The organism is Paenibacillus timonensis (genome assembly GCF_022427145.1).
GTDB classification, from domain to species: domain Bacteria; phylum Bacillota; class Bacilli; order Paenibacillales; family Paenibacillaceae; genus Fontibacillus; species Fontibacillus timonensis.
Genome location: NZ_JAKSXN010000010.1, coordinates 26,007 through 41,111 on the forward strand (window position 1 = coordinate 26,007; position 15,105 = coordinate 41,111).

Sequence of the window (15,105 nt, forward strand, 5' to 3'; positions counted from 1 at the left end):
GGAGGGTGGATGCTATGGATCGAAACGAACTGAAGAAGCGATGGGAAGCGGAGGAAGTTAAGGTCTTTCAGGGTTGGGACTTTTCCGCGCTGAACGGGCGATTGGAGGAAGAGGAGCTGCCGTGGGATTATCGGACCCTGGTTCAGCAGGAGATGAACGAGAATACGGTGATGCTTGATATGGGAACCGGCGGAGGCGAGTTCCTGCTGTCGTTGTCGCCGCCGCCGGGCCGCACCTATGCGACGGAGGCCTATTTGCCAAATTATGAGCTATGCCGCGCCAAGCTGCCTGCCTACGGCATCGAAGTGGCAAAGGTGGAAGAGGATGATCGGCTGCCGTACGAAGATGAATTTTTCAATCTGGTTATCAACCGTCACGAATCGTTTTCGGCCAAGGAGGTCTACCGGATTCTGAAGCCGGGCGGGGTGTTTATCACCCAGCAGGTCGGAGGGCAGAACAACCGGGAATTGTCGCGGTATTTGCTTGGCGAAGGAGCGATGGAGACGCCGGCTGATTTCGATTTAGCCTACACGGTCCAAGACCTCCTAGAAGCGGGATTCGATGTTGAGGTTCAGCGGGAGTTTTTTCCCGAGGTGAAGTTTCGCGATGTGGGTGCGCTCGTCTACTTTGCCAAAATCATTGAATGGGAGTTTGCCGGTTTTTCCGTGGATCGTTGTTTCGATAAGTTATGCGAGCTACAGAACAAGGTAGAGCAAACTGGGCATGTGTCCAGCCGGGAGCATCGGTTTGTGATCCTAGCGCGGAGGGGGAGATCTTAATGATATTTGTGGATGTTGCGCTTTTGACGGATCAGGTGGTAGCGATGACCCGATTTTATGAAACGATCCTGCAAACGACGGCGGTGGGGGACGAGATTCACGTTGAAGTGAAGACCCAGGGCACCGGACTCGCGATTTACTCGCGCCGGGCGGCGGAAACGGACATGGGGTTTGATTTCTCGACCTATTGGGGATCGGGGAACTTCACTTTGGGGTTTAATGTTGAGGACGTCGATGCGGAATATGAGCGGTTGAAGGCGCTTGGCGTGGAATTCGTGGCGCCTCCGACGACGTATCCTTGGGGTGCCAGATCGATGCATTTCCGCGATCCGGACGGCAATATCGTCTGCTTTCGAAGCAGGGTTCAGCAGTAGAAGCGCTAGGGCGTGACGGACGGGGCAGGAGCCGCGCCGCTCGCGTAACGGAACGAGAAGGCCTTATTTCGGCAAAAAACGCCGGAATTCAAATCTAACGGAACGTAAAGACGCTATTGGGCTGTTTCTTGCCTGATCCGAGGCAAATTCATCCCAATAGCGTCATCTGGTTTTCGCCGAATAAGCGCGCTACGTTCCGTTACGCTCGCGCAGCGCCCCGCACTGCTCCCCGTACGGGGCGCCCCGCGCTTGCGCCTTGCCCCGGCGCCTTATCGCGCCAAAAGGCGGCCCCACATCCCGAAACGGATGTGAGGCCGCCTTAATGCTTTGAGCTATTCCTCGTGCTCGTAGAGGGTGATGCTTTCGATCTGGTTGATCGTGCGGCGCAGCTCCCGGGCTTGCTCCCGGTGGATGTCGCCATTTTCGAACATGCGGCTGATTTCCGCTCGCTCGGCGTCCATGACCAAGAGTCGCAGCTCTTCCTTCTGCGCTTCAGACTTCTCGTTAAAGTGAGCCGATGCGCCCTTCACCCGGGCTATCGCGCGTTTGTAATCCAGGATGACGAATTGGAGGAGGGTATCCGACTCGTCTCCTTTCTTCAGCCCCTGCAAATGCTCGAGCGCCGCTTGCAGCGCCCGGAGCTGGATGTCCCGGCCCTCGGCTTTCCTGGCGTACTCCTTGTATTTGCGCTTCGCGCGCCGGAAGTCCCGCACGGCACTGCCAACCAGGAAGAAGAAGCGGGCGCGGCCGCTTTGCGACAGCTTCTCTTCCCGGAGATCCAGCGCCTTCTCGAAGGCTTCGAACATGTCTTTGTCCAAGCCGCCGTCCTGCATGGCCTGTTGAATATAGCCGCGTTCCACCTTCAGCGCGGTCCGGCGCAGCTCGGTGATTTTACTCAGCATGGCCGGCCGGTCCAACTGCTGGGCTCCCCATTGATCCAAGGCGGGTTGAAGCAACCGGCTGTACTCGTCCATGAGCTGGTAGGCCGCCGCCTTGTTATCCTCATTCATTTCCTCTTTGATCTTGTTCAGCGCAACCCGCAGCACGCGGGCCCGGGCTTCATCCATATTGAGGAACTCATCGGCTTCTTCGCCGGGCGCGCCGCCCTTGCTTAGCATCGGCAAAAAGATCGTGGCTACAATCAACGTAAACAAGATTACGCCTGCCGCCAAAAACAAAATCAACGACCGTTCCGGAAACGGCCCGCCGCTGGCAACCACATAGGGGATGGACAAAACCCCGGCCATCGTGACCGCGCCGCGGACCCCGGTGAGGGTCAGCAGCAGGCTGGATTTTACCGTAGGTTTGTCTACCTCACCACCTCTGGCTTTCCGGTATTCATAAAGGGCAAAGAAATGCGACCAGATGAAGCGAATCACCAAAATTCCAACCCCGACGACAAGCACGTAACCGATCGCCAGCACATTGCTAATATTCGGGTTTTCGACGGTAGCCTGCATCGACGACGGGATGTTCAGCCCGAGCAGCAGGAAGACGATCCCGTTCAGGATGAACAGCACGGTGGACCAGATATTTTCCGTCAACACCTGTTCCTCGGCCAGCATCGTTTCCGTCCGCTCCCGAAGCAGCGAATGCACGATACCGCCCACAACAACGGCAATAACGCCGGAAGCATGCAGGAAGTCCTCCGTGATGATAAAGATCAGGAACGGCGTCAGAATTTGCAGCAGCGAATGCAGCGTGGCGTCCTTAATCCCTTGTTTGAGCAGGGAGAACCGGATCCAAGTCATGACCAAGCTGAGCACCAGACCCAGTAGGGCCCCGGTTACGAACATATAGGAGAAATCAAACAAGGCTTCCCGCAGCGAAAAATACCCCGTCACGACCGCGGCAACCGCGTAGTTGAAAGCCACCAGGCCCGAGGCGTCGTTGATCAACGACTCCCCGCGGACGAGATTCAGCACCTTCTCTGGGAGATGAATCCGCTTGGCGATCCCGTTGACGGCCACCGGGTCGGTAGGGGACAGGATGGCGGCTAACGCAAAGGCCGCAACCAGCGGAATGTCGGGAATCACCGCATGGATGAGGTAACCGCCCCCCAGCGTAGTCAACACCACCAGAATGATCGCGTTCCCGAGAATCGCCCCGCGCATATTCCACAGCTGGTCGCGGGGGAAATACCTCCCGTCATTGTACAACAGGGGGGCAACGAACAGCAGCAAGAACCATTCCGTCTCAAGCTCCAACGAAAACCCGTTGAAGACCAGCGCGATGACGATCCCGAGGGCGATTTGGGTAAGCGCCGTTGGGATCAGCGGGATATAGTGGCTGATGATGTTCGAGGCCACCAGACAGATGAGCAGCATAATAACGGTGATCAGTAAATCCATGGAGGCAAACCGTCCTTCCGAGAGTCGAGGCGCTGGGCCGATTTGGTAGTTGATATTAGCATAACCCGTTTTTTTAAACCGAAGTTAAATGGGATCCATTTTTTTGCGAAAAAATGCCCTTCCGCAGCGAATGCGGAAGAGCCGCCAGGTTGAAATCGTATCTACTTACAGGTCGTCGAACCCGTTGTCGTCGCCAACCTTGCCGTAATTGCGGGATTTGGCTTCGAAAAAGTCCGTTTTCGTCGCGTTCAGCGCCTCGTCGGAGAACGGTTTGATCCACGGCATGCAGTTGATATCGACGCCTTGGTACGCTTTGTCCAGGCCCATCAACGTCAAGCGTTTGTTGGCGATGTATTTGATGTAATCGGACAACTCGTTCAAGTCGATGCCTTGGACGTCTTTCAGCGTATAATGCGCCCAGTTCGTTTCCAGCTCCACCGCCCGGTTGATCGTGCGGTAGGCGTAGTCGATATTTTCTTTCGTGTTCAACTCCGGATAATCGATCAGCAACTGCTTGAACACTTCGGCAAAGAAGTAGCAGTGCTGGTTCTCATCCCGCTGGATATACGAAATCATTTGGCTCGTGCCCATCATTTTCTGATCGCGCGCCAGGTTATAGAAGAATGCAAACGTGCTGTAGAAGAAAATCCCTTCAAGAATGAGGTCGGCGACCAACGCTTCGAAAAACGACTGCGGCGTCGGATCATTGCGGAAGTTTTGATAGATGTCGGAGATGAACTTGTTGCGGTCCAGCAGCACCGGGTCGTGCTTCCAGTATTCGAAAATCTCTTTCTGCTCCTGCTCGGACACGATCGAAGAGAGCACATACGAGTAGGACTGGTTATGTACCACTTCCTGCTGCCCGATGATCGCCGATATCGCCTCCAGCGAAGAGTCGGTGAAGTAACGCTTCACGTCCCCGACGAACATCGTTTGCATCGAGTCGAGCACCGCCAGCAGCGAGATGTTGATTTTGAACGTACGCTGCTCTTCCGAGTCGAGCAGGGCGAATTGCTGCGCGTCTTTGGCCATCGGGATCTCGTCCGCGATCCAGTGGTTCAGCAGCAGCACCTTGTACAGCTTGTACATATGCGGCATGCGGATGTCGTTCCAGTTCAGGATGCCCGAGCATTCGCCGCCGATGATCCGCGTCGATTTGTTCGGTGCTTCCGTATTAAAAATCGTTTGAAGTTGCATGGGATTTCGCTCCTTAATTGTAGTGAATCATGCGGGAGGGGGCCGCCGGTTGAAATGTTCTTACGGAATCATTTCACCCTCTGGTCCATTCCCCGCATGTATATAGGCTCAAACGCGAGCGCATCCCCGCAGGGGACAGCGCCTCTAGCACGCAGTGGCATTTCAACCGCCCCTGCCGCTACTTCGTCCTTTAACTAACTAATCTTTGCACTAAAAGTAAGTGCATCCCCGAAGGGGACAACGAGGGTTACGCACGCTGCAGCACCATTTACCGCCACAGTCGCAGTCCCCGCCCCGCAAGAGCGCCACAGTAGAGCGGGCCCGAAGGGCGAGAAGCGGCTCCCATCGCCCGCGTCACCCGGGTGCACCGAAAGCAGCAGTCATGAGCAGCACGGTTTACCAGGTGACCCGGGGGCACCCAAAGTAAGACGTACCCGAAGGGGGAAAAGCGCTCCACGAGCCAACCTAAGCGTATCCCCGCAGGGGAGAGCGTGCAGGAGCGCCTCAGTCACTCCCACGTTCCCCCAGTTTGCGGGAGCCCAGAGGGCAGCGGGCCCTCGGGCGCCCTCCCTTACGGTAAGGGAGGGGTGGGGAGGGTTGAGCAACTCATGATGCGCACGACTCGCACTCCTCAATCGTGAGCGCCCGGCTGCGCACATAATACGTCGACTTTAGCCCGGCCTTCCAGGCATGCAGGTGCAACTCCAGGAACTCGGTGGCTTTAATGTCCGGCCGCACGTACAGGTTGAAGCTTTGCCCCTGGTCGACGTGGCGCTGGCGGGCGCCGGCCATGTCGATCGACCAGTGTTGGTCGATCAGGAACGCCGTTTTGTAGTACCAGATCGTTTTTTCGGACAGGTCCGGCGCTGGGTTGGCGATCTTGTAGGTCGTCTTCTCCTCATAGGAGAGCAGCTCGTATAACGGATCGATACTGGCGGTGGAGCCGGCGATGATCGAAGTCGATCCGTTTGGCGCGATCGCGAACATCCAGGCATTGCGCACGCCGTTCTCGCGGACTTCCTGCTGCAGCTCACGCCATTGCTCGGTCGTCACGTATTTGCCTTCACGCGTGCCGTCCGTGTAGTTCCGGGCTTCGAAGTAATGCCCCGTTTCCCAGTCGGAGCCGGCGAACTTCGGATATTTGCCTTTTTCCTTGGCGAGCTCCATGCTGGATTTGACCAGCAGGTAGTTGATTTTTTCGTAAAGCGCATCGTTATACTCCACGGCCTCCTTGGATTCCCAGCGGATCCCTTCGAGAGCGAGCAGATGGTGCAAGCCAAACGTGCCCAGTCCAATTGCCCGATACTGGCTGTTGGTATATTGCGCCTGCAATACTTCGATATTGTTGATATCGATGACGTTGTCGAGCATCCGCGTCTGGATCGGCACCAGCCGTTCCAGCACGCCGGCCGGCACCGCGCGGGCCAGGTGAATCGAGTTCAGGTTGCAGACGACGAAGTCGCCCGGGATTTTGGACACGACGATGCGGGTTTGCCCGTCCTTCGTCACCAGTTCCTCTTGCTCGACGACCGTCGGCGATTGGTTCTGCATAATTTCCGTACACAGGTTGGACGAGTAAACCATCCCGTGCGCGCGGTTCGGGTTAGCGCGGTTCACTGTATCCCGGTAGAACATGTAAGGCGTACCGGTCTCGAGCTGCGATTTCAGAATCCGCTTCATGATATCGATCGCCGGCATCGTAATGCGAGAGAGAGTAGGGTGGGCGACGGCCTCGGCGTATTTTTCGCGGAAACTGCCTTTCCCGAACTCCTCATCATAGAAATCCTCCAGACCCAGCGCGCGCCCATTCTCATCCTTCCAGCCCATCGTTTTCTTCACTTCATGCGGGCAGAACAGGTTCCATTCGCCGCGAGACTCCACCGCTTCCATGAACAGATCGGGCAGGCAGACGCCGTGGAAAACGTCATGCGCCCGCATCCGCTCGTCCCCGTTGTTCAGCTTCAGGTCGAGGAAGGCGAGAATATCCTTGTGGAAAACGTCCAAATATACCGCGATCGCGCCTTTCCGCGTTCCAAGCTGATCGACGCTGACGGCGGTGTTGTTCAGCTGGCGGATCCAGGGGATGACGCCGGAGCTGGTGTTCTTGTGACCGCGGATATCGGAGCCGCGGGCCCGAACCTTGCCGAGGTAAACGCCGATGCCGCCGCCCATTTTGCTCAGTCGGGCTACGTCGGTGTTGGAGTCGAAGATGCCCTCAAGCGAGTCGTCCACCGTATCGATAAAGCAGCTGGACAGCTGGCCGGCTACTTTTTTGCCGGCATTGGACATCGTTGGCGTCGCCGCGGTCATATAAATGTTGCTCATCGCCCAATACGCTTCCTTCACCAGCTCCAGGCGTTTCTCTTCCGGCTCTTTATGCATCAGGTACATGGCGATGACCATGTAGCGTTCCTGCGGCAGCTCCATCGTCCGTCCGTCGAAGTCGGTGGCGAGGTAACGTTCGGTGAGCGTCAGCAGGCCGATATAGTCGAACAAGAGATCGCAGGAAGGGTCGATCGTCCGGCCCAGCTCTTCGATTTGTTCTTTCGTGTAGCACTCGAGCAGTTCTTCGCGGTAAATGCCCAGCTTGCAGAGCTCGGAGATCAGATGGTAAAACGAGCCGTACGGCTCCTCCGGGTAAGCTTTGTAACGGCGGTTGACCGCCGCTTTTTTATATAAGGAAGTAAGCAGGGAGCGGGCCGCCGCGAATTTCCACTCCGGTTCGTCCTTGCTGACGAGCTCCAGAGCGGACATTGTAAACGCATTGCTGATTTCTTCGCCCGTCACATCCTCGCGGCGGAGCTTCGCATTCACGCCGCGCAGCAGGCGCTCCTTATCGAGGTTATGTAATCCTTGCAAAATACGGTCGGCATACACGCCAAGGCGCTCGCCGTCAAACGCAAGCTGTCGGTTATTAGGTTTCGTCACTAGAGTGGGCATTAGATGAATCCTCGCTTTCCGTGAATTAAGGTTGGATGAATGCGGCAAACCGCCGGCGTTACCGCAAATCTTGAATTTTTAAATTGCAGATAACGGGTGAAAAAAGGGGGCGCAAACTCGTTTGCGCTCCGTGATGAATATTGTCGTCCTGTGACAAAGGTCACAGGCTTTTAATTATACCAGAAACTTCTATCCTTCGTGATCAAAAGATGACTTTTTGAACTGCCTATTTATAAGCTAGAAAGAGAACATGGACTCCCATAATATGGCCTGTCCATGCCGCAGGCTTTGCTGAATATCGATCAACCGCTGGTTGGAGCTCCCGCGATAGAGCAGGGAAGGGTCGCGAAGCTCCTCGATGAATCTTCCGTCGACCAGCACCTCGCAACGCCGCAGCAGCTCATATTCGGGTGAGCCAGGACGTTCTATTAATTCCTCGAAAGTATAGCCGCTGTATATCCAGATCGATGCCGGTCCCGTCTCCGCAACCAGCCGGTCGATAAACCCGCTGACCTCGGCGGCGGAGAAGAAGGGGTCCCCGCCAAGGATCGATAGACCGCTTAGCAAGGGATTGCTTTTAATGTCATGAATGATTTCGGCCTCGCGCTCCAAGGTGAACGGTTCGCCGTAATCGAAGTTCCAGGTTTTTGGGCTGAAGCAGCCCTTGCAATAATGACGGCAGCCGCTGATGAATACGGCGGCCCTTAAGCCTTCGCCTTCATTAATGGATTCCGGGTAGTAGCCGCAAAGATTCATACGTCGTGTTTGACCCGGTCGCGCACTTCCGCTTGTTTGGCGGCGTTAAACCGCGTTTGGAAGTCGCCGGTCAAGTACCCGGTGACCCGGCGCAAGCGGCGGATATGCACGTCGTTCTCATGGCTCCCGCAGGAAGGGCAGGTCGCCCCGATGATTCCTTCGAAGCCGCAAGCCGAGCAGCGGTCGATCGGGTGGTTGATGCTGAAGTAGCTGACCTGCTGCTGCAGGGCGTATTGCACGATCTTCAGGAACGCCGCCGGGTTGCTGCGGGCATTGCCGTTCAGCTCGATGTAGGAGATCGCTCCCGCGTTGCACAGCCCGTGGAACTTGGCTTCCAGCTCGATTTTTCGCGCGGCGCTAAGGTTGTAGTACACCGGAATATGGAACGAATTCGTGTAATATTCGCGATCCACCACGCCCGGAATGTTGCCATACGTTGCAAGGTCGCGTTTGGTGAACTTGCCGGACAGCCCCTCCGCCGGGGTGGCGAACAACGTGATGTTCAGGTTGTGGATTTCGCTTTGGCGGTCGCAATAATCGCGCAGGTAGGCGATCAGATTGTACGCTTTTTGATACACCGTTTCGTCTTCGCCGTGGTGCTTCCCGTACATCGCCTTCATGCATTCGGCCAGCCCGATGAATCCGATGGACAAGCTGCCGTGCTTGAGCAGGTCGCCAACCGCGTCGTCCGGCGCGAGCGCTTCGCCGCCTTCCCAGACGCCTTCGCGCATCATGAAATCGGAAGCCTTCGCTTTTTGCGAGGCCTGGATGTTGAAGCGGTGCAGCAGCCCCTCCAGCGCGATATCCATATAATGCGTCAGCTCGCGGTAGAATCCGCGCTCGTCAGCCTCTTTGCGGTGTCCCAGCGCGATGCCGTGCTCCAGCCCCAGCTTGACCAAATTCAGCGTATTAAAGGAAAGATTGCCTTTGCCGGACAGATGATTGCGGCCAAACCGGTCGGCCAGCACGCGAGTGCGGCAGCCCATGGTGGCGAATTCCGTATCCGGATTCGACGGATCGTAATACATCAGGTTGAGCGGAGCGTCCAGATTGGCGAAATTCGGATACAGCCGTTTGGCCGAGCATTCCGCCGCTTTTAGGAACAGGGAGTAGTTCGGTTCCCCCGGATTCTGATTGACGCCTTGTTTGCATTTGAAAATCTGAATCGGGAAAATCGGCGTTTCTCCGCTGCCCAGCCCGCGCATCGTTGCGGTGAGCAGCGAGCTGATCACCAGTTGCCCTTCCGGTGAGGTGCACGTGCCGTAGTTGATGCTGGTGAACGGAATTTGCCCGCCGGCCCGGCTCGACATCGTGTTCAGGTTATGGATCAGGCTTTCGGCTGCCTGCAGCGTTTCGCTTTCGGTTTCCTTCAACGCGTATTTAAAGGACTTCGGGTATCCGTCCCGCAGATCGCTGCGGCTCATCGCGATGTCGCCTAAATCAACGCTTGCGTCACCTTCCTCGAAATAATCCAGCCCTTTGCGAAAATACTTGGCGAACGATTTGGCGACGTAGGGGGCGAGATCAAAGTCCAGTTTGTTCGCGGATACGCCGCCGTATTGGGAGTTTTGCTGAGATTGGAAAATGATCGCCACGAGCGCCATCGCCGTCATGATCGAGGTCGGAGGGCGAACGCTGCCGTTCCCGGTGTTGAAGCCTTCCCGCAGCAGCTTTTCGAACGGGATAAAGATGCAGTTGGTCGTGCCGATGGCGTATTGGTCCAGGTCGTGGACATAAACGATGTTGTCCTGAATCGCCTGCACCAAGCGGGCCGGCATGACGAAATGGCTTGCGTACCATTTGGCATACTCGCTGCCGAATTTACTCATCTTGCCGGAGAAGCTCTCCCCGTTCAAATTGGCGTTCTCGCGCAGCACCTCAAGATTGCGGCTGTGCACGATTTCCTCGCCTAATTGAATGACTTCATCCAGCAAGGTGTCCCGGCCGGTATACTTCTGGTTTAGCAGTGCCATAACAAAGTTCTCCTCCCATTAAACTAAGCTTTTGTTCCATATAAAAGGGCATGTCCGACCCTACGAGGGTGGACATGCCCGAATGCGCTGCATCATAACGATAACGTTGGGCATAGAAACAGAAGCCCTAGGGTTCAGCGGCAAGCGGACACCATCCCTGTTCCTCGCAGGTTTTCCGTCGGTGTCTTCCAAACGGGCAGGTCTCCTGGCTTTCGGGTCGTTGCTGACGCCTTCCCGCAGCTGATGGATCAAGCCGCAGTGGCATACATGTCAGTCGAACGGCTGGGCCTTAATGACGATGCGACGAAACGCTTCGTCTCAAGCACCTAGCTACCGATTACAGTGGCGGGACCGCAGCGGATTTGCACCGCACTTCCCTTTTAAGGTCCGGCGGCTTGTCCGCCGGATCACCCGTTCACACTATATTTTGTTGCGTTGTTCTAAGGATAGCCCAAGATATTGTGTTTGTAAACCGAATTTTTACCATGTAAATGATTTGAAAACGTCGTGAAAGTCTCCAGTCCTTATAACGATGCGGAGAGTGGGAGACGAGGGCGAATTGTGAACATTTATGAATGGGACCGGGGAACTAGGAGGATAGTTGGGGAGGTTGCGCTTGAACGGGAACGGTGTTGGCTAACGGAATCTAGAGCCGCTATTTGTCCGTATTGCAGATGTTTCTATTTATAACGGAACCAGGAGCCCCTATTCCGGACAAATGCGGTTGAATCTCCACCAATTGAGGCAAATAAGGTCTCTGAGTTCTGTTACAGCGGGAAATAGCCGGGAAATGAGTGAATAAGGGCGCTACGTTCCGTTAGAAGTTTGGCCTCTGTAACAAACTCCATCACACGGTTGATCTTCAAGAGCAAGGATGGGTAGAATGGAGGTAGATTGAATAATAAGCTCGTGATTGAAAACAAAACCACTACCAGGAAAGAAGGGACCGCATTATGGCTATCGCCGAAGTTACCGTCATTCCGATCGGAACGGGAAGTACCAGCCTGAGCGCTTATGTTGCCGAGTTGCATCGGGTACTGGAGAAGCAGACGGGGATCACCTTTACCCTCACCTCGATGAGCACGATTATTGAAGGGCCGCTGGACGACGTTTTCGCCGCCATTCGTGCCATCCATGAGGCTCCGTTCCAGTCGGGCGCCGGCCGCGTGTCGACGTCGATCAAGATCGACGACCGCCGCGACAAAGCCAGCTCCTCGGAGCAGAAGCTGCGCTCCGTTCGCGAGAAATTGTGACCTGCAAATTTCCAAACATTTACGCTTGCATTATTTTTAAATCGGGGTATAATAAATTTTGTTCGCTAAAAACGAACTTGCTGGTGTAGCTCAGCTGGTAGAGCAACGCATTCGTAATGCGTAGGTCGGGGGTTCGAATCCCTTCACCAGCATCTTAATGCAAGCCAAGCGCGCCCTCCGAGGTTTTCGGAGGGCGCGCTTTTTGTTTCAGCAAGTAGGAATCTCCTGTGGATTACTCCTCCCATTTGGAATGAAGGACATGATGGCAAAAATTAGGCCGTTGATAGCCCGGAAGAAACATTTCGCACACGTCGGCGTTCATCGTGCCGTACGTCGTTTCCGGTTTATGCTTGAAGCCTTCCCAGAAGGCGTGCAAGATGTCGTGTTTGAACTGGTTGCGGGGAAAAGCTTCGACGACTTGCTTCCGCACTTCTCCCGGAATGAGATCAAAGTTCTTCCCGACGACGTCATAACCGACGCCGAAGTTCATCAGCGCCGCCTCGGTTTCCATATATTCGACGATTCCGACGGTGGTATGCAAGGCAACTGCATTCCATACCAGCCGAACGGAATCTTCCGGAATGCCGTGGCTTCTTAGAAAATCTCGGGCCGCATTCGCCCCGTCAACCTCAAAGCGTTTGTCCGGGCTCCGGAATGCGGGAGTCAGGCCGAGATCGTGGAAGAGCGAGCTGATATAAAGCAACTCGGCATCGTATTTGATTTGACTCAGATTCCCCTTCATCGCCGCAAACAGAAATACACGGTTCGAGTGGTTCCATAGAAGATCGTCGCCGTGCTCGCGCAACAATTCGGCTGCTTCAACGGCCAGCTTGCTATCTGGAATTTTGATATCCGCGATGTAATTCGTCATTTAGTACTTCCCCCTTCTTCATTTAAGTGCGAGTTTTAAGGCCGCTTCTTCGGTCGGTATATTTGAAGGTTTCCCTAGCAATCATGATATTATCCATATAATCTTTCAACTTTGACGGAATGTTAAAGTTATACAAAGGGTATGAAATGACATCTTTATGAGCGCTTTTGAATTGCTGCAAGACCTTGTCCATATGCCCGGTAACTTCCTGCTCTTCGCGAGTTAATGCTTCTCCGTTCTTTTATTTTCTCCATGCGCTTAGAACCGTTTGGTCCACCATGGGAACGACGTCGTCGTACAAGTTAATTTGCTCTATGACCTCGTCATTGGAATGACCTCTTTATAGGTAGTAGTAGAATTCACTTCCGGGTGTGCGTTGATGATGAGTAGTTTGCTCATAGATGGCTCCTCCAGTGTTTTTTTGTTAGTACATCATTAAGACAACTGAAGGAACGGGTTTGTGACATAGCAGAAAAAAATCGGGAGGTTTCGCAAACCTCCCGATCTCTCGTAAAACTAAACTCAGCCTTCCTCCATTGCATCCCTCTTTGTCTGATGTACCGTACCGTACGGATGCTGGGGCGGCGCGTAAATGACGTAGACCTTAAGCGGGCTGCTGCCGGTATTAGTGATATTGTGCCATTTTCCGGCGGGGATGAAGACGGCGTCGTCATCGCGAACATTTTGCACGAAATCCAATTTCTCACGAAGATCGCCCATTTGCGTAACCCCTTGGCCTTCCTCGATCCGAACGAATTGATCCGTGTGAGGGTGGACCTCCAACCCGATATCTTCCCCCACGGGAATGCTCATTAAGGTGACCTGAAAATGTTTGCCGGTCCACAATGCCGTGCGAAACGTCTCGTTTTGTTTTGCGGCCCGGTTGATGTTCAGAACCAACGGCTGTTGTCCGTAATCATGAAGCGGCAGCTCGCCCCAGGAGGCCAATCGTGAAGGATAGGGATCAATCCCTGGGTAGTATCCCGGGGGGATGAACGGCGGCGCTGTGTTCACGCCGTATGGATAAGCATGGGGGGGCAGGAGAGGGACGGCATACGCAGGGTAAGGGTACGGTCCGGGATAAACATTCATTGAACATGACCTCCAAGGTTTATTACCCATCATATGCCCATCTTCCGGTCGCGTGATTAGCTGCAAAATTGAGTCAATTCTACTGATACAATCATCTAAGAATCTTAAATCTCCCTGACATAGAATAGAGCATACCTTAGTAAAGGGGAGAAGATGGTATGGCAAAAACGCTTTTGGATTACAACTCTACCGTAGTGACACCGGTGACGAACGGCGTGAACATTCCGATTCCGGTCGTCGGCGGCGTGCAAATTGCGGCGGTTTCCGTGTTCATCGATCCGGCCGACCCCGCATCCTTGACCAACCGTGTCGAATTGAAGGCGACGATCGGTGTTGAAGCGCTGGCCGATACGCCGAATGTGTTGGTGCGCATCTGGAGAGCGGGCACCGAAATCTTCTATGGTTTGGTAGAGTTGGAGAATGTCTTCAACGACTGGGGTCTCATCAGTGTGCATATGGTAGAACACGCACCGCTAGGAGTGCAAAACTATCAGCTGATCGTAGAAAATCAAGATAACAATAGTTCGGCGAGAGTCGTAGGACCGATTGTGTTCTCGGCAACGGCAATTGGTGGCTAATTCGATCTCTTGATCCCATATCGAGTGTGTCCCCCTCCGGTACCCGGAGGGGGATTTTCCGTAACTTAGCTTAATTAAATCCACCATTGACGCGAAGGGTCTGACCCGTAATCCAACGGGCTTTGTCGCTGACAAGGAGCTCGATCGCGTTAGCGATATCCTCCGGTTCGCCCAGACGTCCGAACGCATTCATGCGACGATAGGAGTCAATGGTTTCCTCGGTTTTGCCGTTAAGAAACAAATCGGTAGCGACTTGCCCAGGTGCTACGCAGTTGATGACGATATCCCGCGGGCCGAATTCTTTAGCCAATTGGCGGGTTAGTTGCTCCACCGCGCCTTTGGTTGCGGCATACACGCTGTACGTCGGCAGCATGGCTCCCGAGATGGAAGTCGACAGGTTGATGATCGTCCCGCCGGCAGCCATGTATTTCATGGCTTGCTGACAAGCGAAATAGGTCCCCTTGACATTAATGGCAAAATGCCGATCGAACAATTCCTCCGTCACGTCCTGAATGGCGGTATATTCCAAGATACCGGCATTGTTGACCAGAATGTCCACGCGTCCGAAGAGTTTAAGCGTTTCTACAAATAAGGCTTCTACCTCGCTGACCTTGCTGACATCGGCGCGGATGGATGCTGCCGTGCCGCCGGCTTGCTCGATCGTCTTGACCACTTCATCGGCTTTCTCCCGATTCGCGGCGTAATTGACGATCACCTTGGCACCGTTTTGCGCTAATTGGATGGCGATTTGTCGGCCGATGCCCCGCGACGCTCCGGTAACAATGGCAACTTTTTCGTGTAATTTCATATTCGTTCGCTCCTTAGGTCCGAATTGGGCTGACGCTTTCGGCTTCTTGATCAGCCTTGCTTCTACATCATAAGGGAGGAACGGCTCAGCCCGTTAGATCGTAACTGTTCAATTCTTGCCTAATTCTCTTCGG

The 15,105-nt window shown here is 54.6% G+C and carries 12 protein-coding genes, 1 tRNA gene, 1 pseudogene and 1 riboswitch; of the genes and pseudogenes, 5 read left to right on the forward strand and 9 right to left on the reverse strand.

Annotated elements, in window-relative coordinates:
- Positions 1 to 14: 14 nt before the first annotated feature.
- Complete coding sequence (locus MJ257_RS05545; protein WP_240268300.1) at positions 15 to 779, forward strand: class I SAM-dependent methyltransferase; 765 nt, start codon at positions 15 to 17, stop codon at positions 777 to 779.
- A complete protein-coding gene (locus tag MJ257_RS05550; RefSeq protein ID WP_240268301.1) occupies positions 779 to 1,153 on the forward strand; it encodes a VOC family protein in 375 nt (124 codons plus the stop codon). Before MJ257_RS05545 ends, MJ257_RS05550 begins: the two co-directional genes overlap by 1 nt.
- A 332-nt stretch (positions 1,154 to 1,485) precedes the next feature.
- On the opposite strand, the gene MJ257_RS05555 is transcribed toward MJ257_RS05550, so the two are convergent.
- The 5 genes from MJ257_RS05555 to MJ257_RS05575 all read right to left on the reverse strand — a co-directional run bounded on the left by MJ257_RS05555 (position 1,486) and on the right by MJ257_RS05575 (position 10,370).
- Positions 1,486 to 3,504 (reverse strand): Na+/H+ antiporter, encoded by a 2,019-nt coding sequence (locus MJ257_RS05555; RefSeq protein ID WP_240268302.1) that lies wholly within the window; start codon positions 3,502 to 3,504, stop codon positions 1,486 to 1,488.
- Between the two features lie 165 nt (positions 3,505 to 3,669).
- The gene (locus tag MJ257_RS05560) at positions 3,670 to 4,701 is read right to left on the reverse strand and encodes a ribonucleotide-diphosphate reductase subunit beta (protein ID WP_240268303.1); all 1,032 of its coding nucleotides are present in this window, start codon (positions 4,699 to 4,701) and stop codon (positions 3,670 to 3,672) included.
- Between the two features lie 606 nt (positions 4,702 to 5,307).
- Positions 5,308 to 7,641 (reverse strand): ribonucleoside-diphosphate reductase subunit alpha, encoded by a 2,334-nt coding sequence (locus MJ257_RS05565; protein WP_240268304.1) that lies wholly within the window; start codon positions 7,639 to 7,641, stop codon positions 5,308 to 5,310.
- 237 nt (positions 7,642 to 7,878) lie between these two features.
- The gene (nrdG, locus tag MJ257_RS05570) at positions 7,879 to 8,397 is read right to left on the reverse strand and encodes an anaerobic ribonucleoside-triphosphate reductase activating protein (RefSeq protein ID WP_240268305.1); all 519 of its coding nucleotides are present in this window, start codon (positions 8,395 to 8,397) and stop codon (positions 7,879 to 7,881) included.
- Complete coding sequence (locus MJ257_RS05575; protein ID WP_240268306.1) at positions 8,394 to 10,370, reverse strand: anaerobic ribonucleoside triphosphate reductase; 1,977 nt, start codon at positions 10,368 to 10,370, stop codon at positions 8,394 to 8,396. Before MJ257_RS05575 ends, nrdG begins: the two co-directional genes overlap by 4 nt.
- Before the next feature lie 178 nt (positions 10,371 to 10,548).
- Positions 10,549 to 10,800, reverse strand: a riboswitch (cobalamin riboswitch).
- A gap of 523 nt (positions 10,801 to 11,323) precedes the next feature.
- On the opposite strand from MJ257_RS05575, the gene MJ257_RS05580 reads away from it, so the two are divergent.
- Positions 11,324 to 11,623, forward strand: a complete 300-nt coding sequence (locus MJ257_RS05580) for an MTH1187 family thiamine-binding protein (protein ID WP_155608263.1) — start codon at positions 11,324 to 11,326, stop codon at positions 11,621 to 11,623.
- 79 nt (positions 11,624 to 11,702) lie between these two features.
- Positions 11,703 to 11,775, forward strand: a tRNA-Thr gene (locus MJ257_RS05585).
- Between the two features lie 80 nt (positions 11,776 to 11,855).
- Here the strand turns inward: MJ257_RS05585 and MJ257_RS05590 are convergent.
- The 3 genes and pseudogenes from MJ257_RS05590 to MJ257_RS05600 form a co-directional block, all read right to left on the reverse strand.
- On the reverse strand, positions 11,856 to 12,494 hold the full coding sequence (locus MJ257_RS05590; protein WP_240268307.1) for an HD domain-containing protein: 639 nt from the start codon (positions 12,492 to 12,494) through the stop codon (positions 11,856 to 11,858).
- A gap of 43 nt (positions 12,495 to 12,537) precedes the next feature.
- Positions 12,538 to 12,893: pseudogene (locus MJ257_RS05595) on the reverse strand (NAD(P)H-dependent oxidoreductase); the annotation flags it as partial.
- A gap of 123 nt (positions 12,894 to 13,016) precedes the next feature.
- The gene (locus MJ257_RS05600) at positions 13,017 to 13,586 is read right to left on the reverse strand and encodes a cupin domain-containing protein (RefSeq protein ID WP_240268308.1); all 570 of its coding nucleotides are present in this window, start codon (positions 13,584 to 13,586) and stop codon (positions 13,017 to 13,019) included.
- 158 nt (positions 13,587 to 13,744) lie between these two features.
- Here MJ257_RS05600 and MJ257_RS05605 point away from each other — a divergent pair, with 158 nt between their 5' ends.
- A complete protein-coding gene (locus MJ257_RS05605; RefSeq protein ID WP_240268309.1) occupies positions 13,745 to 14,164 on the forward strand; it encodes a hypothetical protein in 420 nt (139 codons plus the stop codon).
- 70 nt (positions 14,165 to 14,234) lie between these two features.
- Here MJ257_RS05605 and MJ257_RS05610 read toward each other — a convergent pair whose 3' ends face one another.
- The gene (locus MJ257_RS05610) at positions 14,235 to 14,972 is read right to left on the reverse strand and encodes an SDR family oxidoreductase (RefSeq protein ID WP_240268310.1); all 738 of its coding nucleotides are present in this window, start codon (positions 14,970 to 14,972) and stop codon (positions 14,235 to 14,237) included.
- Positions 14,973 to 15,105: the final 133 nt, after the last annotated feature.